This window comes from Microbispora hainanensis (genome assembly GCF_006874475.1).
GTDB classification, from domain to species: Bacteria; Actinomycetota; Actinomycetes; order Streptosporangiales; family Streptosporangiaceae; genus Microbispora; species Microbispora hainanensis.
Genome location: NZ_VIRM01000084.1, coordinates 1 through 18808 on the forward strand (window position 1 = coordinate 1; position 18808 = coordinate 18808).

18 protein-coding genes and 1 pseudogene are annotated in these 18808 nt (G+C 66.9%); 12 read left to right on the forward strand and 7 right to left on the reverse strand.

Features of this window, described 5'->3' with window-relative positions:
* From FLX08_RS38220 to FLX08_RS38270, 12 genes and pseudogenes are all read left to right on the forward strand, one after another.
* A partial coding sequence (locus FLX08_RS38220) for a transposase (RefSeq protein ID WP_208761937.1) occupies positions 1 to 537 on the forward strand: 537 nt, incomplete at its 5' end.
* Between the two features lie 534 nt (positions 538 to 1071).
* Positions 1072 to 1401 carry a hypothetical protein gene (locus tag FLX08_RS38225; protein WP_142625146.1) on the forward strand — a complete coding sequence of 110 codons (330 nt, stop codon included), beginning with the start codon at positions 1072 to 1074 and terminating at the stop codon, positions 1399 to 1401.
* Positions 1402 to 1439: 38 nt separating this feature from the next.
* Positions 1440 to 1868, forward strand: coding sequence for a hypothetical protein (locus FLX08_RS38230; protein WP_142625147.1), 429 nt, complete (start codon positions 1440 to 1442; stop codon positions 1866 to 1868).
* A 16-nt stretch (positions 1869 to 1884) separates the two neighbouring features.
* On the forward strand, positions 1885 to 2184 hold the full coding sequence (locus tag FLX08_RS38235; RefSeq protein ID WP_142625148.1) for a hypothetical protein: 300 nt from the start codon (positions 1885 to 1887) through the stop codon (positions 2182 to 2184).
* 69 nt (positions 2185 to 2253) lie between these two features.
* Positions 2254 to 3336 carry a DUF4192 domain-containing protein gene (locus FLX08_RS38240; protein ID WP_142625149.1) on the forward strand — a complete coding sequence of 361 codons (1083 nt, stop codon included), beginning with the start codon at positions 2254 to 2256 and terminating at the stop codon, positions 3334 to 3336.
* 3 nt (positions 3337 to 3339) lie between these two features.
* Positions 3340 to 4830 carry a YifB family Mg chelatase-like AAA ATPase gene (locus tag FLX08_RS38245; protein ID WP_142625150.1) on the forward strand — a complete coding sequence of 497 codons (1491 nt, stop codon included), beginning with the start codon at positions 3340 to 3342 and terminating at the stop codon, positions 4828 to 4830.
* A 116-nt stretch (positions 4831 to 4946) separates the two neighbouring features.
* A complete protein-coding gene (locus tag FLX08_RS41045) occupies positions 4947 to 5120 on the forward strand; it encodes a hypothetical protein (protein ID WP_167530742.1) in 174 nt (57 codons plus the stop codon).
* A gap of 243 nt (positions 5121 to 5363) precedes the next feature.
* Entirely contained in the window at positions 5364 to 5924 is a 561-nt protein-coding gene (locus FLX08_RS38250) for a hypothetical protein (protein ID WP_142625151.1), read from the forward strand.
* A 59-nt stretch (positions 5925 to 5983) separates the two neighbouring features.
* Positions 5984 to 6520: pseudogene (locus FLX08_RS43555) on the forward strand (DUF932 domain-containing protein); the annotation flags it as partial.
* 289 nt (positions 6521 to 6809) lie between these two features.
* Positions 6810 to 7856, forward strand: a complete 1047-nt coding sequence (locus FLX08_RS38260; protein WP_280117158.1) for an IS110 family RNA-guided transposase — start codon at positions 6810 to 6812, stop codon at positions 7854 to 7856.
* 19 nt (positions 7857 to 7875) lie between these two features.
* On the forward strand, positions 7876 to 8364 hold the full coding sequence (locus FLX08_RS38265; protein WP_208761938.1) for a DUF932 domain-containing protein: 489 nt from the start codon (positions 7876 to 7878) through the stop codon (positions 8362 to 8364).
* A 112-nt stretch (positions 8365 to 8476) separates the two neighbouring features.
* Complete coding sequence (locus FLX08_RS38270; RefSeq protein ID WP_142625154.1) at positions 8477 to 8980, forward strand: hypothetical protein; 504 nt, start codon at positions 8477 to 8479, stop codon at positions 8978 to 8980.
* 109 nt (positions 8981 to 9089) lie between these two features.
* Here FLX08_RS38270 and FLX08_RS38275 read toward each other — a convergent pair whose 3' ends face one another.
* From FLX08_RS38275 to FLX08_RS38305, 7 genes are all read right to left on the reverse strand, one after another.
* Complete coding sequence (locus tag FLX08_RS38275; protein WP_142625155.1) at positions 9090 to 11171, reverse strand: ATP-binding protein; 2082 nt, start codon at positions 11169 to 11171, stop codon at positions 9090 to 9092.
* 512 nt (positions 11172 to 11683) lie between these two features.
* Entirely contained in the window at positions 11684 to 11884 is a 201-nt protein-coding gene (locus tag FLX08_RS38280) for a hypothetical protein (RefSeq protein WP_142625156.1), read from the reverse strand.
* Between the two features lie 206 nt (positions 11885 to 12090).
* Positions 12091 to 12444: a hypothetical protein gene (locus FLX08_RS38285; RefSeq protein ID WP_142625157.1), complete on the reverse strand. Its 354-nt coding sequence runs from the start codon at positions 12442 to 12444 to the stop codon at positions 12091 to 12093.
* 161 nt (positions 12445 to 12605) lie between these two features.
* Complete coding sequence (locus tag FLX08_RS38290; protein ID WP_142625158.1) at positions 12606 to 13838, reverse strand: C40 family peptidase; 1233 nt, start codon at positions 13836 to 13838, stop codon at positions 12606 to 12608.
* On the reverse strand, positions 13835 to 14740 hold the full coding sequence (locus FLX08_RS38295; protein WP_142625159.1) for a replication-relaxation family protein: 906 nt from the start codon (positions 14738 to 14740) through the stop codon (positions 13835 to 13837). The genes FLX08_RS38290 and FLX08_RS38295 overlap by 4 nt, the downstream gene beginning before the upstream one ends.
* 12 nt (positions 14741 to 14752) lie before the next feature.
* The gene (locus tag FLX08_RS38300; RefSeq protein WP_142625160.1) at positions 14753 to 17149 is read right to left on the reverse strand and encodes a type IV secretory system conjugative DNA transfer family protein; all 2397 of its coding nucleotides are present in this window, start codon (positions 17147 to 17149) and stop codon (positions 14753 to 14755) included.
* A partial coding sequence (locus FLX08_RS38305; protein WP_142625161.1) for a VirB4 family type IV secretion system protein occupies positions 17146 to 18808 on the reverse strand: 1663 nt, incomplete at its 5' end. The genes FLX08_RS38305 and FLX08_RS38300, both read right to left, overlap by 4 nt.

The following is an 18808-nucleotide window of genomic DNA, read 5'->3' on the forward strand; positions in this document are numbered from 1 at the left end:
GTCGCTCGTACCTGGGGCCGGCGCGGGCACACGCCGGTGGTACACGTCCGCGGGCGCGGCAGCGGACGGGTGAACATCGCCGCCCTGGTCTGCTACAAACCCGGCGAACGCTCCCGGCTGATCTACCGCCTGCACGTCTACCGCGGCCGCAAGGGCGAGCCCAAGACCTTCGGCTGGATGGACTACCGCGACCTGATCCTTCATGCCCACGCCCAGCTCAAAGCCCCGATCGTGCTGGTCTGGGACAACCTCAACCTGCACCTGGTGCCCGGGATGAAAACCTTCGCCGCCGAGCACGCCGACTGGCTCACCATCGTCCAGTTCCCCACCTACGCCCCCGACCTCAACCCCACCGAAGGCATCTGGTCCCTGCTTAAACGCGGCCCCTTGGCCAACCTCGCCGCCGCCGACCTACCCCAGCTCGTCCGCGTCATCAAACGGGCCATGAAGAAGATCCAGTACCGACCCCACCTCATCGACGGATGCCTCCCACCGACCGGCCTGGCAATAAGGGCAGGAGTCGACATCACGAATTAAAGATCAGTACAGGGCTCCGGAGGACCACTCCGGAGCCCTTTGGTTATCGGCGCAATGCGACGTCCCCACCGGTCGCACTCAGATAAAGAATCTCGGGGACGGCGGACGGTCGAGAGGTCACAGGACCCGTATTTAAGTGAGAGCGAAATCCGCCGGAGCGCGTCTGACGCGTTCGGCCCGGCGTTCGCTCTCGCGCCCGTTCTACGGTTTGCGTAGCTGTACCAAAGAATGGGCGACGGCCGGAATGGTCGGGCTGTCGGTGCGGCGTGTGCGGCAATGCTGCGGAAATGTTGCCGCGCACGGGCGGTCGGGCCGTTCCGGCCACCGTATTTAAGTGAGAGCAATTCGCGCCGCGAGAGCACCGGGCACATTCCGGGCTGCGACGCACGGAAAGCCACCGTTCTCAGCGTTCCCGCCATCCCGGCTCACGGCCCTGCCCGGCAACAGCACAAAAGGGGTGATCGTATGGAGGTGAGGTCTGCCGGCCCGCCGGGCTGGGCCGTGGGAGACCTGACGGTTTGCAGCGGGGGCCGCGTGATGCGCGTGGCCGTATTGGGTGAGGTCCGCCCGGACACCGCGACTCTGGTGCCCGCCGCCGATCCCGGCGGCACGCGTGAGTACGTGGTGACGGTGGCGCTCACGCCGATGCCCAAGGCCGCTGAGGTGATCACCTGTTACGGCTGCCTGGTCAAGACTCATCTGTGGATCGACGCCACGCACACCAACCGGGCATCGGGGACGCGTGTGCGGTTGATTCGCTGCTCACGCTGCTTCGTCGATGCCCTGGATTTGCGGGACTGCGAGATCCACGCGGTCAGCGCGACCGTACGACCGCATCACCTGGCCCGCCGTCGCCGGTGCTGACGGCCGCCTTCCATCTGACCAAAACCTTTGGAGTCGCCATGGCGATGACGCATGCCCTGCCCCTGCCACCCGGGTGGATCATCAGCTCCCGGCTGGTGCCCGCGTGGCAGATCGACGCGGACCACCTGTTGGAAGTGGAGGCTGCCGGGCGGACCGATGAGGGTCGAATCCGCTGGCGCTACCGGCTGTCTCGGCGCCGCCGGACCATCTTCAGCGGGTCCGACATCTGCTCGGGCGTCGGCGCGGTTCTGACGCCTGATGAGCTGGCCAGCGCGGCCCGGACGGTCCTGCACTACCTCACCCTGCGACCGGGCGACACCGACGCCGACTATTTCGACTCCTACACCAGGGCTCAGCTGGAATGGCGCGACCGGTACGCCGAAGAGCTGTCGATCTACGCCATGGACGAGTGGTGCGGCTACTGCGGCGGCGACCACGCCTCGCCCGGCTGCCCATCCCGCACCTGAAAGGGGGGACACGATCATGGGACGTTGGTTCGGGCTCCGGCACGGCGGCAACGGGTACGGCCCACCACAGCCGGGTGACCTGGAGGAGTTTGCTTCCCTGGCCGAGGCCCGGCGCAAGCTGGCCGATCGGCACCGGTACGGCTACTGGCAGCGCTCGCACTTCGCCTTCACCCGCCGCGAGGCCGCCGACGTCCTCACCCCGTGCGTGGGGGACGACTGCGAGATCACGCTGTACGGCTCCGCCGACGGGCTCGACTACCCCGATCGGCGGATCTTCCTTGGACCACGCGGCGGCGTCCGCATCGAACGCTGCTGACCCTGACCGTCTTCATTCCATCGCCCTCGGCTGACCGCGCCGGGGGTTTCTTCATTTCAGGAGGAGCTTATGACCTCTGGTCTGGATCACACGGTACGGCTGAGCCGTCCGGCGGACTTCATCGCGATCGTGCCCTACATGCTGGGCTTCCATCCCCAGCGCAGCATCGTCGCGATGGCGTTCGAACCCACCGCCGACCCTCAGGCCACGGCACGGGGGTTGCAGTTCAGCGCGCGTTTCGACCTGCCGGACCGCTCGGAGGACACGCCCGACCTGGCCCAGCGCTTCGCCGACCTGCTCACCCGCAACGGGACCGAACGGGCGATGCTGATCGGGTACGGGCCCGGCTGGCACGTCACACCCGTGATCGATGCGGTACGCGGCGCACTGTCCGAGGCGGGGATCGACACAATCGACGCGCTACGGATCGAGGACGGCCGCTACTGGTCGTACACGTGCCCTGATCCCGACTGCTGCTCACCCGACGGCGTGCCGTACGACGCGGGGACCAACCCGGCCGCCGCGGCGGCGGTGTTCGCCGGGTACGTCGCCCGGCCCGACCGCGCGGCACTCTCGGCCATGCTCGCCCCTGCCGGCGAACAGGACCGGGAACAGGTGCGAGTCACCACACGCGACGCCTGCGCCGAGGCGCGCAGCCTGCTGGCCGCTGGGGACGATCACGACTGGTATCGGGAGGGCCTTGCTCAGGTCGCCGCCGCGCTGGACCGTACGCAGGCCGGGCAGGAGCTGTCCGCCGATGAGGTCGCCTGGCTCGGCGTGCGGCTGAGTGCGATCTTCGTCCGTGACGCGGCCATGACCTTGATCGGCCGATACGACGACGACACCCACATCAGGCTGTGGACCCAACTCACCCGCAGGGTGGAACCGGACTTCGCCGCCCCTCCCGCCGCGCTGCTGGCGTTCCTCGCACTGCGGACCGGAGATGGGCCGCTGGCGCGCGTCGCCGTGGAGCGGGCGCTGTCGGTCGATCCCCGCTACAGCCTGGCGGGCCTGATCCGCACCGCCCTAGATTGCGGGCTGCCCCCGGAGGCGGCCGCCGGGATGGACTGCGCGGGCATGGCCGACGAGATCGCCGACAAGGCCGCCCAGCGCCCCGAGGGGACCCACCCGGTGCTGCCGGAGGGCTGGTGAGACATGGGCTACGCCTCAACCCGGTCGGCCGCCCTGACCGGCCTCACCGCTCATGTGATCGACGTCGAGGCCGATGCCGCACCCGGCGACGCCGAGTTGCATCTGGTCGGCCTGCCGGAGCTATCGGTCTGGCCTGCCCGCACGAGAATCCGGGCCGCGATCCTCAACAGCGGAACGTCCTGGCTGGACGCGCGGATCACGGTGAGTGTGTCACCGGTGATCCCGGTTTACGACGCGGCGGCTGATCTCGCGCTGGCTGTAGCGCTGCTGGCCGCCGCCGGTGTCATCCCGCCCGAACGGATCGCCGGGCGGGTGTTCCTCGGCGAACTGGCGCTGGACGGCCAGATACGCCCCATCAGAGGCGTCCTGCCGATGGTGGCTGCCGCTGTCCGGGCAGGAATCAGCAGAGTCGTCGTCCCCGCGGAATGCGCGCCGGAGGCGGCGCAGGTGCCCGGCGCCGTGGTGATGCCCGTAACCCGGCTGGCCGACGTGCTCGACCAGCTCCGCCACGGGGCATTCCGCGACCATCACTGCCAGGAGCCGGAACCTGCGCCGTCATCGTCATTCGCCGTCGACCTAGCCGAAGTGCCCGGCAACCAGGCGGCCCGCCGCGCGTTGGAGGTCTGCGCGGCGGGCGGGCACCACCTGTTCCTGTCCGGCGACGGCCCGGTCACGATGCTCGCCGAACGCCTTCCGGGCATCATGCCGCCGCTTACCGACGAGGCCGCCCGGGAGGTCGCCGAGATCTACTCGTTGGCCGGACGCTCCCACAGGGCGCAGGGGATCACGCCTCCGCTGTCCGCGCCGCACCATTCGGAGACTCCTGCGGCCATCTTCGGCAGCGTGGCGGGCAACCGCCCCGGTGCGCTCTCGCTCGCCCACCGCGGCGTACTGCACCTGGCCGATGCGCCGGAGTTCGCCCGCCCGGTCCTGGACGGCCTGTGCCGGCCAATGGACAGCGGACAGGTCCACCTCTCGGGGCAGGGCCGCAGCGTCCGCTACCCGGGGCGGTTCACCCTGGTTCTCGACGCCCGCCCATGCCCATGCCTCGAACGGCGCCGGTGCGCCTGCACACCGGAGGTCAGGCGCCGCTACCGGGCACGCCTCGCCCTGCTCCTGTCACGTGTCGCCGTACGTGCACCTGTCAAGTGGGGGGATCGCGCGGCGCGGGCGGGTGAGCCGAGTGCGACGGTGGCCGCGCGGGTGCTCGCAGCGAGAGTGCGGGCGGCTCACCGGCTGGCCGAAACACCGTGGCGGACCAACGCCGAGATACCCGCACCGGACCTGCACACGCGCTTTCCCGTCGCGTCGGAGGCCGCCGAGCTGCTCCGATCGGCGGTCAACACCGGGCTCGTGACGGCCGACGGGCTGCCCCGGCTGCTGCGCGTGGCCTGGACACTGGCCGACCTACGCGGCGCCGACCGTCCGCAGTTCGACGACGCGGCGGGCGCCCTTGAGCTGTGGAAGGGGGCAGACGACGATGGAGCCCGGTGACCGCGTCCTGGTCCGCCCCTCCTTCCACATCCCGGTACGGCCATGGTGGACCGAGTCCTACCAATCGCCCTTCTACTACCCGGGCACCGTGACCAAGGTCAACGAGAAGCGCGCATGTGGAACTGGACGAGTCGCTCTACCCCACACCGTGGCAGGACCGCATCCAGCTCTTCCACATCAGTGACATCCACAGGTACGGCTGCCGCTGCCAGAAGTGCGCCAAACCGGGCCGGGACATCTACCGATTCCGCGCCGAGCAAGTGCGTATGCGCAACGAAGAGCAGCCGTAAAAGCCGCTCAGATTCCAGCTCGACGGGCGCTGTCCAGTGTGACAAAGCACTCGCCATATTCGTTGCGCCTGCACCGTCGATGCAGATCAGCGCGGGTGGCGGACGTTCGGGCCACGCCGCCAACCACATTCAGATGTAAGCCGAAATCGCGGCAGCGGCGTGCCCGCCGGTTGATTTACTGCGCTCATTTTCGCGGGTGAGATACCGCTTGAACTAATCCAATGTCTTGAAAGGAGCCTGCCCATGAACACATGGGACGTCGAGGAATTGGTGATCGAAGTCGCGGAACACCTCGACGGCTTCACAACGCTGATCCGGGCCGGACACCCGGCCTACCTGATAGGCCCCGCCGGCGCCCGGCTCGTCGTCCACCCACTGTGGAGCCAGAGGGGCCGCATCAGGGTGCTCGGCGTCTATCCCGACGGAAGCAGAAGCGTCCTGCCTGATCAGAAGCGACACGAGATCACCGTCACCGCAGCCCGAGGTGCTGCATCCATCGCCAAGAGAATCGAGCGGCGCCTCCTGCCCGGCTACCGGCACAACCTGGCGACCTGCCGCGAACGCCTCGCCGCCCGCGCCGCTCAAGACGGCACCCGAGCCGAACTCGTCGAGGCCATCGCCGAGTTGCTGCCCGACGCGACGCTCAGCGAGAACGAGCGCGCGACCGTCATTCGGTGGCGGCTGGGCGCCACTTCCGGCACCTTCACCGTCCACGGCGGCGCCGCCACCACGATCCAAATCCACGCGGCCGACCGCGAACTCACGGAACGCATCGCCGACGCCGTACATCACCGCGCCAGCTAACCACCAAAGCGGACTGGCGCACTGCCGCCCTTCTCATGCGCACCGAACGGAGAAAGAACATGTCCAAGGAGACGCTGGAGTGGCTGAACGCCAACGCTCTGATCGGCTACACCGACAAACGCGGCACCGCCTGGCACTACCGCGCAAGCATGCAGGGCGAGGAGCCCAACCACTACCCAGGGCCGATCCCCGTCAACGACGCCAAACGTCGCCTGTTCGGCTGGGACGCCCTATCCCGGCCGATCTACGTGGAAGACCCCGTCACCGGCGGTCTGGCCGCCGTCCCCGAACGGCAGGCCATCGTCCGCAGCGACACCGGTCACGTCATGGGCATCTTCTCCGACGCCTACGAGCCACACCCGTACGTCGAGTGGCTGGTCAACACCATCTCCCGGCTTCTGGACGACGATCTGTCCATCGGCTCGGCCGGGCTGCTCAAGGGCGGGGCGGTCGCCTGGGTCTCGGTGGAGGTACCGGAGAACATCACCACTCCCGAAGGCGTCAAGTTCCGGCCGCACCTCATCGGGGCGACCTCATTCGACGGCTCGCTGGCCACCACGTTCAAGAGAGTCGTCACAAACGTGGTGTGCGATAACTGTGAGAATCATGGTGCACCGCCTCGGATCCGGTCTGACCCGTGTGACAACTGGCCGTGGTGCCCTGATAGTGATCTGTCGACCTGGTCTGAGGTGGTGCTTGCGGTACTGCGGCCGACGGGACGTGTCCCAATAGGGGCCTTGGCCGAAGCCGGCACCGTCACAGTTCTGACCGCTCCCATCGGCCCGGTGCTACCCCCAGCCCATGCGATGACCAGGAGCGAGACCGGTGGCCACTACCACGCACCCTGCACAGCCCGACCACGCCGATCCCCAAAACACCCCGACAGTGGTCCTGGGCGTCGACACACACAGGGACGTGCACGTGGCAGCGGTGCTGGACCACCTCGGCACCCTGCTGGACGCGCGGTCCTTCCCGGCGACGGCAGACGGCTACCGACGGCTGCTGGCATGGGCGCGCACGTTCGGGCAGGTAGCGCGTGCCGGCGTGGAGGGCACCGGCTCGTTCGGCGCCGCACTGACCCGGTACATGCGCGGCGAAAGCGTGCAGGTCGTCGAAGTCCATCAGCCGAACAAGGCCCTGCGTCGCCGCCGTGGCAAGACCGATGCGGTCGACGCCGAGGCCGCCGCTCGCGCGGTGCTGTCCGCTCAGGCCACCGCGGTGCCCAAGGCCGGTGACGGGCACGTCGAGGCGATGCGCATCTACAAGCTGGCCAGGGATTCAGCCGTCAAGTCCCGCAGCCAGGCCATCAACCAGCTCAAAGCCGTCTTGGTCAACGCCGACCCCGCCCTGCGCGAGTCGCTGGCCGGCCTGGGCACCAAAACGCTGATCCGCACGTGCGCTGAGCTGCCCGACCCCTCCCCGGCCAGCACACCCGCCTTCGCTGCGGCGGTCCACACGTTGCGGCTGCTGGCCCGTCGTATCCGGCAACTGAGCGCGGAAGCCTACGAGTTGGAAAAGCAGCTGCGCGCGGCAGTGCTCGAGCACACCCCACAGCTGCTGGAGCGCCCCGGCATCGGCCCCGACAGCGCCGCCACGTTGCTCATCACGATGGGCGACAACCCTGAGCGGGTCCGTAGCCAGGCGTCGTTCGCGGCGCTCTGCGGCGTGAGCCCGGTGCAAGCGTCCTCGGGGAAGACACAGCGGCTGCGGCTCAACCGCGGCGGCGATCGGCAGGCCAACGCCGCCCTGTATCGGATCGTGCTGACCCGCCTGCGCCGGCACGACCCCACTCGCGACTACCTGGAACGACGCACCAGCCAGGGCAAAACCCGACGCGAGATCATCCGATGCCTCAAGTACTACGTCGCCCGCGAGGTCTACCACCTCGTTCGACCACAACCTGATGCGGCCGAACTCACGCAAGCCGCTTGACGAACATAGGGGCATCACGATGGCCGCCGGCCTCGCCGAGCGCGGTCAGCAGGTGAAAATCAAGCATTCGAAGCACTCCAAGCTGCGCTTGAACGAGGCACGGGACGCGCTCAACATCGTCCACCAGGTCGCTGACGACTTCGCCGAGCAGGTCAAGCGGTTTTGTGAGACGAGCGTGAGCGATCGCCAGTGGGCTGCCTTCCTGGATGAGTTCGCGCCCGTGCCGGACGAGCGTAGCCGGTCCCGAAGCCTCGCCGAGAACAAGCGCCAGGCGCTCGACCGCATGTGGCGCTACGACGACCGGGTCTCGCCCTGGGCCGGCTCGGGCTGGGGTGTCATGCAGGCCGTCAACACCTTCGTGCACCACGAGCAGACCGTCCGCGGTGCCTCTCGCGCAGAGCGCAATGCGCTTCGAACGGTCACCGGTGGCGTCGACGACCTCGACCGCGAGACGAGCCGGATGTTGGAGAAGGTGCTCCACCGTCCCGTCCTGTCCTCCGCCGCCTGACCGCTCACCTCGTACGGCCCGCCGACTCTCGTGCGGGCCGTACGAGGTATTGCGCATCCGAGCGAGACCTCATCGGGCAGGATCAGAGGTGGCGACTGCTCGGGAGGGCGAGATGAACGACAAGACAGCGGCCCTGCTCGACGACGTTGTCTCTCGGCTGGAAAAGAGCATCGTCGCCCGCGACTGCCCCGCCATCGTCATCCTGGACGGAAGCCGCAGGCTCGTGCTCAGCGACTATGACTATCTGCGCGACGAGGCGACTGCCGCCGCCTTTGAAACGCGAGCCGCCGCCAAGGCCCACGAGATCGGCGCGACGCGGTGGGTGCTCGCCGTACCGCAAGTGTGGGTCTTCATCCCGCCGAGCACTGTGGCCATGCGCGCTGTGTCGAATCATCCCCTGCGCGAAGACGAGCAGGAAGCTATCACCTGGATGAGTTGCGACAAGGACGACGGCGTCGACTACGGCCGCGTCCCCTACGCCCGACGCCCCAGCGGGGAACCCGTCTTCGACGATCCAGAAGTGTTCACAGTAGGCGTCCGCCCGCACGAGACGATGCCAGGATTCACACTCCTGAAGGCGTACCTTGAGGATGAGTCGGACGATCCGCGGTTTTAGCAGACTAACTAGCGACGCCACGCTCCTATCGAAGGACCAGCACAGCTAAACCTAGCCTGCGCTGAGACCGATAGGTGAACGGGATTGGCCGAAACTAGGATCGGACAAATCAGTCGTCCCCGGACGATCCCGCAGCTGGCGCCGCTGCCGGTGGCGGTAGAGGCGCGGACGGGCGAATCGACTCGGGAATATAGCGTTCGTAGGTCGCCAGCAGGTGCTGGATCACACGCTCGTCCGTGGCCTCATAGTTGAGCTGCCGGCGGAAGAATGAGAGCTTGCGTTCTGCGGCGTCGAGTATCTCTCCCCAGCTCTTAACCCAAACTTCATACTCAGGCTGGTCATCAGCAAGGCCAGGTGGTTTACCCTGTTGCCGAATGTCACGGAGAATTCTGTTATCGAACTCATAAGTAACCAGATAGAACCGCCACTTACATTCTGCGCCTCGATATTGAGGATTATCGACGATGGCGCGGGCGTACGATTTAACTTGCTCCACTTCTTCGCGCCCAACAATAACAGAAGGCCGCTTCAGTTCGATGATGAGGCGCTCGCTTGAGCGCTCGTCGCCAATTCCGCGAAATAGCACGATGTCAACTCTGCCGCTGCGGCCATCGTCGCGCAGGACAGCGTCTAGCCCGTTCTCAAGAACTGCGTCCTCACCCAGGAGGCTGAGGTGCGCGCTAAGAACTGCGGTGAGCCCGACCTCGGGGCGAGCAAGAGTCCACTCTTCACCGAAGAGCCATAGATTCTGAGCGATCATCGGATGAAGTTGATCGACTTCTCTAAACTCCGCACGCAAGCGGTCGTCAGCGAAGATCCTACGAAGGCCGCTAATAAAGTCGAGGCGGTTCGTCACAGTTGCTGCTGCTCCAATGACGTCGGACAGCTCGGTGCGGACGAGAAGTCGAGCCAGATTGGCACGGTCTTCGTTACTTAGCGACAGGACACTGTCGAGGATCTCCTGGAGATCGCCAGGGCTACTTTCTAGAGCTGAACGAATAAGATTAACGGAAAGTTTCCTGGCAGCACCGCGCTGAGGTAGAGCATTTCGCGCGACGGTCACCACGACATCGAAAGTTTGGCGCTCAACCAGCTCAGTGGCGCTTGGTCGATCACTACTGTAGGGATATATCCCTTCTTCTTTGAGTTGCCGGATTACTTGAGCGGAAATCTCAGAACTACGTTCGCGAAGGTAGTTCCGTACCGCCTTCTCTGCAGAATCGATGAGAGCGCTGTGGGTCATGGTCAGCATGTGCAGCTCTGCCACCGGTAGATCGTTGAACCGGTTCGAGCGAAGGTAGGGCGTGAAGCTAACCACGCTATCTGACCAATCATCGCCATACTCAGCCAAGGCGATTCCGTCAGAGTTGCAGATGAGCATCTTCCTATCGCTCATCCGCTCTTTCCACTCTACGAATGTTACGAAGGGGGGAGGGTTGTCCTGTGCATACTCCTCGGGAAGTTCGAGCTCCAAGTCACGCGAGGCTTCAATAATTTGGTCCGGGTCGAGTCGAGTTCCGTCGAACTCAACCACGGTCTCTGGGTAAGCCTTTAAATAGAAAGCAAGCTTCGCTGTTAGATTAGCCGCAGCATCACCGGCCTCCAGCGGACGCAGTCGCTTGTCATCCGGCACGTATATACGTACCGTTGTCCCAGGCGAAGCGGTGGTTGCAACCGGCTCATCGATATGCCATTTCGTAGCGTGGTTAACGTCAGCGGTGATCCGTGTCAAGATTGGCTGGCCATCAACGAGAGCTACGCTTTCCCAGCTGAACTCCGTACCAAGCGCGAAGACGTACAGGCGTCCCTCGCCCATCCGTCCGTGCAGAATCCTCAGGCCTCCCTCAGTGTGCGTTCTGCGCGACTTCCATGTTGCTCCGTACTCTCGGAAGGATTGCCTAGCTTGTTCAGGGGTGATTCCGTGACCGTTATCTACCACTACGATCTCGTCGATAGCTCCTGCGGCAGCACGGCGGAGTTCCACTCTCACCGATGTCGCATTGGCATCCAGGGCGTTCCAGACGAGTTCGGCGATGGCCGCGATCTGTGGCTTGCGGGCAAACTGAAGGATCTTTGGTTCACCGACCTCCAGCAGAATCTCCGTGGCGTGCGGAATCGCCGGTGGAGGGACCAGAACACCGCTCTCAGGCGACGAGCTGGCTGCTTGCCTGGCCACGTGCTGATCACTCATGTGCCCGACGGTACATCCCGATGTTGGTCCTCGTCATCCGGACACGAAGCCTGGCCGTCGTGGGATTCCGTGACCGCGAATGGCACCATGTCTGTGATCTATTACAGCCATCTCTGCAGTGCCTCGGCATGGACGCGGGCGAGTCCTGATGGTCGGCTTGCTCGCGGCGAGCAGCACGATGCCCAGGGCGGATTACCCTGGTCGCTGCTGGCGCGACGGAGACACCACCAAGAAAGCGGGATCGGCCTCCCAAGTCTGGGTAAAGCGGGTCGCTCCAGCTGCACCCGGACCGCATACATGCCCCAACGGTCCTTCAGCAGGTGTCCCTGCCGGCGGGCGGAGGGTGCGACTCGGTACCCGGAGCCCAGCAACACTCCACGAAGAAGGCCGGCCCGTAAACGGACCGGCCCCCGACCTACCTCACTGAAATCGACCAAGAAAACGGCGAGAGCGGTCGGCACAAGCTTACGCGTAAACAGGCGGTGTAGCAGTGCAGCCTCTGCTGACCCCCTTCACTCCTCGAGCGGCCTATTCTGCGGGATCTGTGACCGTGGCTGGCGCATCGCAGTAACTCGGGCGGCGAGGATCGCGGACAGCGCCTCGCAGTCACCGAGGGTGAGCGGGGCATACGGGATCAGGTAGAGCAGGCCGGTGGGGCTCTCGATGAGGTCGATGGGCAGAGGACGTACGGCGTCCTTCGGCGGAGTGATCACGATGAGGGTGGTTCCTCCGAGATATAGCGGATAGATCGTGGACGTACGATGGCGGGCGAGGACTCTCTGAGAGTTTTCAACCGACGGACCGGCGAGGTCGCCAATTTGGAGCCGCTCTCCTGGAGTTGCTCCTCCTCGCCGGTCCATTCCTTGCTCACCTGCTACAAGGGTTCAGCCACGGAGCTGTCCTGCAGAGGCTGCCTGAGCTACCGCTTGATCCAGACGGGGTTCTTGCACTCGCGGCTGACGTGGTTGTGCCGGAAGCAGATCTTGAAGACGGTGATCGTCCCGAAGAAGACGCTGTCCTCCCCGCACTCGAAGTCTCCGCCCTTCTCGTCCTTCACCGTGTGCTTGAGCAGGTAGGTAGTGGCGTACTCGACGTAGACGGACGTCTTGTCGGCGTAGTTGTCGCAGACCTTGATGTGCTTGCGGTCGGCGCTTACCTGGACGTAGCCGTACCGGTTGTCGCCGTCGCTCCAGCCGGGGCTGTCGGCAGCGGCAGGGGAGGCCAGGGTGACAACGGCGAACAGAGCGGCCACGAGGGTGAAGAATTTGGACATGAGTAACCTCCGAATTGGTGTTTGAGGGAATGGGCGACCACTGCCGGGCCGTGTTGGGGTACGGACTCAGCAGTGACGTGGTGGTGATGCGGGCTGAACGCTGATGCCGTGAGAGGGCACTTGTGAGGGGCCGTCAGCCCAGATCGAGATAGGTGAGGACGTCAGCGAGGGCGGACGGCTCCGGCGAACTCCCGTTCTCGGTACGGGTTTCCGACCCAGGTATCCACACGGACGGTGCTGCCGGTGGACGGTGCGTGGACCATCCGGGTGTCGTCCAGCGCGATGCCCACGTGGTGGATGGTCGACGGATTCCGTGGATTCGTCGCGAAGAAGAGCAGGTCACCGGCCCTGATCTGAGACCGCGGTACGTGAACGCCGGAGGTCCACTGGACCGAGGTGTGGCCGCCGATGCTGGCGCCAGCCTTGCTCCAGGCGTATTCGGCGAGTCCCGAGCAGTCGAACCCCTTGGTGCCGGCGCCGCGACCGATGCCGTAGCTCGGCCCGTTCGGGCCACCGCCACCCCAGGAGTACCGAACTCCGCGCATGCCGAGTGCGGCTTGTACGGCTATCACCCCTCTGCCGGCTCCGAGGTCGATACCGGCAGGGAGTTCAGTCAGCTGACCGCACAGCTCCAGCTGAACCGCACTGAGGATCTCCTCAGCCCTCCTCTCTGATCCTGTGCGGTCCTGGTCGCCTTGCCCGAGGCGAGAGGCAAGATCGGCCACGAGTGCCTCGCGGGGAACCCCGAGTGAAGCGGCGGCCTGAACGCTGACCCGTATGTCCTCCAGTTCATGCGGCGAGAGGCCAAGCTCCAGAGCCGTGCCATTGGCCTTTTGCGGTCCCCTCAGCTGGTCCACGATCTTCTCGGCAAGGGGTTCGTGCTTCGCGTACTCGCCGCGCAGATCCTCCCGAGGCTGTTGGACGATTGCAGCCACCTTGGTGAGCGGCAGCGATGACCAGTTGGGCACCTTGACCAACCGGGAGAAGAACGCCCGTGCTGCATAGCGGGGGTCGGTCACCTGGGCCTTGGTCCCCCACCCGCTGACGGGGCGCTGCTGGAAGACCCCGAAGGACGTCCCGTGGTCCCCAACCACGTCGTTCTTCAGGCCGGACTCATGCAGAGCCGTCGCAATCCCGATGACCGCGGCGCGACGGGGGAGTCCCATGGCAGTCGCCGTGTCCACGATGACGCGCGCGTTCGTCCACTGCTCACTGATCAGGTCGGTCGCTGCCGTCGTAGTTCTCGGCTGGACGTGCGAGCAGAACGCCGCGGTATCGCCAGAGGTCGCCGCGACCTTGGCACCGCCGGCCATCCCGGCGATCAACGCGATACCCGACACGATGCTCCCTCCAGCGATCACAGCCTTGGCCCCCAGCCCGGTCTCGGCGATCACTCGTCGTCCTCCTGGGGCGGGATCTCAGGCGGTGCCGCGGCCGCGCGCGGGCCCAGACCGGGCCAGTGCAGGGCCAGGCTGGCCAGACGGAGCCGAGGCCCCTCGGCGTCCGAGGGCAGCCACTTCTCTCCTGCGGGACCGTCGTCCACGGGGCCGACGAGCACGGACGGGTTGCCGGTGGCGATCGGCACGTAGGCGTTCGCCGGGTGCTGCACGAGCTTGCGCCGGAGATTCACCTCGCGCCGCTCGCCCTGCACCCAGAAGAGGACAGGGGTGATGACCCGGGTGGCCTTGCTCAGGGCCGCATATCCGTCGAGCTTCCGCACGACGCGGTCCAGCGGCTCGCTGCCGGTGTCGTATTCGAGGAAGAAGTCAACGGTGTGCTCACCCTGCCGCCATCGGCCGTACGCGTCGGGCCGGACGGTGTCGCCCCAGAGAGAGGTGCAGCGGTCCTCTGGCCACCAGTCGAGCAGCTCGGCGTCCTCGTAGCGGCGCGCGAAGGCCCGCAGTTCGGCCCCGAAGCCGTTGGTCCCGACGGTATGCGCGAGCCGCTGGCTGTAGGCGATCGACAACACGCGCTCCCGCCGGTAGCCGGAGGCGCTCGGGTCCACGCCGTCCTCCGAGGCGAGCACGGCCGCCCCGGCGGGACCAAGGACGTAGTGGTACGGCGCCGTGCCCATGCCCGGCGGCAGGTTGGGCCGGAAGCGGTCGAGCACGCCCATGTGGTTCAGGGCGAGCAGACGCTTCCGGGCAGCGTCGTCCGTGTCGAAGGCGATCTGGGCGATCTGTGTCGAAGTCAGGACGCGCTGGTCTCTGACCATCCGCAGCAACTCGCGGTCCCGCGACGTGAGCCGGGCAGCGAGCTGGGCCAGGACCGTGGGAGTGAATCGGGTGGTGGACATCTGCTTTCTCCTTCAGTGGTGGAGCCGGGGGTCGTCCCGGCGGATCGTGGGAGGTGTGGTCGGGGTGCGCCCGTGGGCCTTGGCAGCCGCGGCCCTGATGACGCGCTCGACCTCGCGAGAGGGTTCGGGGAGCGGCCGGGTGCGCAGCGTGAAGGGAGGCGCCTCTGAGGACCGCGACATCAGGCGGGCGGCGGCCTGATAGGCCCCGAGGTTGGCGAGGTCGTGTGCACGCAGGTAGGGAGTGAAGTGGTGCTCGACCTCCCGGGCGTCCTCCGGGGAGAGCGAAAAGTAGATCTTGTTGCGCGCGTCGGAGGAGATGGCCTGGCGGAGTTCCCGCGGAAGCTGAGCCAGGTGCTGATGGGCGATCACCAGCGAAAGCCGGTACGCCCGGGCCTCCGCGAGCATGTCGCTGAGCGCGTGCGGCAGCGTGAGGAAGTTGTGCGCCTCGTCGACGTAGAGCGCGGCCGGCGAACGCTGCGCGCCGAGCTTGGCTCGATGGGACGCGGCCTGCCAGATCTGCGCCAGCACCATGGAGCCGAGGAGTCGGGCGCTGTCGTCGCCGAGCACTCCCTTGGGCAGCCGGACGAGCAGGATCCCGCCGTCCAGCACGTCGCCGACGTCGAAGGTCGATTGTGCAGAGCCGAGGACATCGCGGACGAACGGCCGGAGCAGGAAGGCCCGCAGCTTGTTCATGATCGGGCTGGTGACGTGAGCTTGGGCGGAGTCAGACAGGCTCTCGTACCACTGCCAGAAGCCGAGCAGGAGCGGGTCGCGCACGCCGGCCACGAGACGGCGCCGGAATTCGGCGTCGATGAGCAGTGTGGGAACGTCAGCCAGAGTGCCGCCGTACGAGGCCAGGGTCAGAGCGCAGCCGCGCAGGATGTCGTCGGTGCGAGGCCCCCAATAGTCGGCGTAGATCTTGTGGAAGATGCCGACGAGGTTGTCCACGCCTCGGTCCAGCTCGGCACCGCCGAGGACGTTGAGCGACGGTCGGGCGTGCCGGTCGTCGGGATCGATCAGGACGACCTTGTCGGCGGCGGACTCGGGAATCAGGCCCAGCAAGTCGCTGATCAGGTCACCTTTTGCCTCGATCACCGCAGTCCCACGTCCCGCCTCGATGTCGGAGAGGATCATCTGGGCGAGCAGCGTCGATTTGCCGGTGCCGTTCGGCCCGAGGACGTGCACGTGATGGAAGGAGTCGGCGACGCGCAGGGCGACCGGCCGTTCGTGCCCGGTGTCTGAGAGGCCGAGCACCTTGGCGTGCTTCCCGCCGTACGCGATCTGCGGTGAAGGCGGGACGCTGTTGGCGCCGGCCCGCTGGAGTCCGGGCACCGCGATGTCGAGCGGAAGATGGGCGAGTGCCGCAAGCTCCGGTAGGGAGAGTAGGAAACCCCTGCCGAGTCGCCGTCCCGCGAGCTGCGCGGCAGCCAGGGGCAGGTGTTGCCGTTCGAGCCGGTTGTGCCCGGAGAAGAGGGCGAATGCCGAAGCGATCGCGTGCGCGCGCCCTCGGATCGCGTTTCGTCTGGCTGCCCGCGCCGTTTTCAGCGCCGACTCGTCGCCGGTGGTCGGCAGGTCGGCTTGTACGGCGTAGCGGACCGCGACGACGTAACGCGGCCGGAGCGCCTTGTCCCTGATGGCGCGAGCCTCTGCGGATTCCTCCAGCTGGGCCGCCCGGTCCTTCATGTACTGACGCAGGTGCTGCGGGTGAAGGTGCTGGTGCATCGGCCCGGGAGTCAGCAGGTCGAGAACGGCCCGCACCAGCCCCGCAGGGCCGCTCTTGATCGTGCTGCTGAGGCGGTGGCCGGTCGCCGGCCGGATGAGGATCTGCACAGCGGCGTGCTGCCATGCGGGCATGCCGACGGCTGCACCGACGAGCGCCCGGACCGGATCGGTGTTGTGGTCGTGCCGGATCGGGAGCCGCTCGGTGCGGGCGATCTTCAGCTGTCCGCCGTACGACAGGCCGGCGAGGGGTACGGGCGGCGTCGCTTCCCGCACTTCGGTACGCGCGGACGGCCAGGCGGCCTCGATGGCGTGCTCCACCAGATGCTGGGGGATGACCCCAGGCACCCAGAGCCGGATGCTCACGCCGCCGGAGCCGAAGACGTACTCGAAGGCCAGGTGCGGTTGCCCGAACAGGACACGCTTCCAGGCCGGGCGGAGCAAGCCGACGAGGTTGCCCCAGAGGGCCTCGGCGCCCGGCATGTCGGCGACCGGCGGCGCAAGGATCTCGACGCACCGGGCACCGCGGGACCAGGGCCGGTGGCGGAGACGCATCAGGGCCTGTCCGAGCAGGAGCTGCCCGACGTCCAGGCCGACGAGGAAGGCGATCACGTGCCACACGTGCGTCTCCAGCCAGGCGTACGCCGTGCTCAGGAGGGCGGACGGGTCGGTGATGAGGTCCTCAATCACAGGTAGTTCTCCTCGTCGTAGTCGATGCGGGACAGCTCCTGTGGCGAGGAGGTCACTAGGTCGTGCTCGCGCTGGCTGGCGATCACTTGCAGGGGCACGCGCTGAGCGCCGGCACCGGCGGTGAGCAGGCCGGCCCCGCGTTCAGCGGACAGCAGGAGCTGTCGCTCTCCCTCGGAGAGCTGGAAGGCATCGACGACCTTGTCGATCGCCTGGGGCGCCTGCTTGAGCAGGATCTGAGTGGTGGAGTTGGCGATGATCGCCTGGCCGATCTCCGAGCTGAGGAGGTCGCCGGCGTCCTGGGTGACCACCGCTAGCCCGGCCCAGTGCTTGCGGGCGGCCTTGGCCATGCGCAGGAGGAACCGGGCACCTTCGGGGTCCCGCATCAGGAGCCAGGCTTCGTCGACCACGACGAGACGAGGCCGCCGGTCGTGGGGATCGGAGACGCGACGCCAGATGGCGTCCAGCGTCAGCAGCGTCCCGACCGCCTTCAGCTCCTCCGGCAGGTCCCGGAGGGAGAAGACGATCAGGTGGGAGTCGGGCGGGGTGGTGGTCGGGCCGTCGAAAAGCTGACGGTGGCTCCCTGTGACGTACGGCGCGAGCCCTGCGGCCAGGTCCTTGGCCTTGGGATCGACATCACTGGTAAGCGCGGTTACCAGATCCCGCATGAGCGGCGGGCGGCGGTTCCAGGTGCGCGGCTCGAAGGTGATCCCGGCTCTGCGGTAGGCGGCGATGATGGCGCGGTCGAGCGCCGCCTTGCTCACCTTGTCCAGCGGCTCGCCGAGCATGAGGCTGATCAGGGTGTGCAGGAACAGCGCGCGCCGGGTGAGCGGGTCGCTGTCGCGCTGCCTCCTGGGCGGCAGGTCGAAGGGGTTCAGCCGCACCTTGGGTGCGCCGAGGTGGATGTACGCGCCGCCGACGGCGGAGCACAGCCGGGCGTACTCGTCCTCGGGATCGATGACCGCAACCTCGACGCCCGTGTAGAGGGAGCGCAGGGCCTCCAGCTTGGCGAGGTACGACTTGCCCGCTCCCGACCGGGCGAGGATCACCGAGTTGTGGTTGTCCTGTGCGAAGCGGTCCCAGGCGACCAGGGACGAGCTGGCGGTGTTGGCGCCGTACAGCACCGCCGTAGGTCCCAGCTCTGCGGTGAGGTCCGGGCTCGTGAAGGGAAACGCCGCGGCCAGGGCCGGCGTGTCGAACGACCGGCGCGTGCCCACGTTGTCGTACGCGAACGGCAGGCTGCTGATCCAGCCCTGCATCTGCCGGAAGGTTGCCAGCCGGGCGTCCAGGAGCAGCGATGCGGCCAGTGCGCGGACCTGGGCGCAGGCGTCGTCGAGCTCTTGCTCGCTTCCTGCGTGGACGGTCAGGTAGATGGCGGCGCGGAAGAGCTTGGCCTGGCCGCGCGCGATCCTCGACGCCAGCTCCTGGGCATCCTCGGCCGCGGCCTCCGTGCCGGGATCCAGGAGCCGCCCGTGCTCCTGGTCGGAGCGGAGCCCTGATTCCAGGCGGGCGAGCTGCTTACGGAGCCGGTCGGCGGCGACCAGGGAGGGCAACGGGTCGATGTGCACCGAGACGTCGAGCCGGCCCGGGTATGCCAGCAGCGGCTCCAGCCATCCGGAGGCAACCTCCCGGGGGAATCCCGTGATGACGAGCGTGGCGCAG

Excerpts from the sequence above, each read along its gene's own strand:
- FLX08_RS38230 (WP_142625147.1), top strand. The coding sequence starts at position 1,440 with ATGGCGATGACGCATGCCCTGCCCCTGCCACCCGGGTGGATCATCAGC.
- FLX08_RS38235 (WP_142625148.1), top strand. The coding sequence starts at position 1,885 with ATGGGACGTTGGTTCGGGCTCCGGCACGGCGGCAACGGGTACGGCCCA.
- FLX08_RS38240 (WP_142625149.1), top strand. The coding sequence starts at position 2,254 with ATGACCTCTGGTCTGGATCACACGGTACGGCTGAGCCGTCCGGCGGAC.
- FLX08_RS38245 (WP_142625150.1), top strand. The coding sequence starts at position 3,340 with ATGGGCTACGCCTCAACCCGGTCGGCCGCCCTGACCGGCCTCACCGCT.
- FLX08_RS38250 (WP_142625151.1), top strand. The coding sequence starts at position 5,364 with ATGAACACATGGGACGTCGAGGAATTGGTGATCGAAGTCGCGGAACAC.
- FLX08_RS38265 (WP_208761938.1), top strand. The coding sequence starts at position 7,876 with ATGGCCGCCGGCCTCGCCGAGCGCGGTCAGCAGGTGAAAATCAAGCAT.
- FLX08_RS38270 (WP_142625154.1), top strand. The coding sequence starts at position 8,477 with ATGAACGACAAGACAGCGGCCCTGCTCGACGACGTTGTCTCTCGGCTG.
- FLX08_RS38275 (WP_142625155.1), bottom strand. The coding sequence starts at position 11,171 with ATGAGTGATCAGCACGTGGCCAGGCAAGCAGCCAGCTCGTCGCCTGAG.
- FLX08_RS38285 (WP_142625157.1), bottom strand. The coding sequence starts at position 12,444 with ATGTCCAAATTCTTCACCCTCGTGGCCGCTCTGTTCGCCGTTGTCACC.
- FLX08_RS38295 (WP_142625159.1), bottom strand. The coding sequence starts at position 14,740 with ATGTCCACCACCCGATTCACTCCCACGGTCCTGGCCCAGCTCGCTGCC.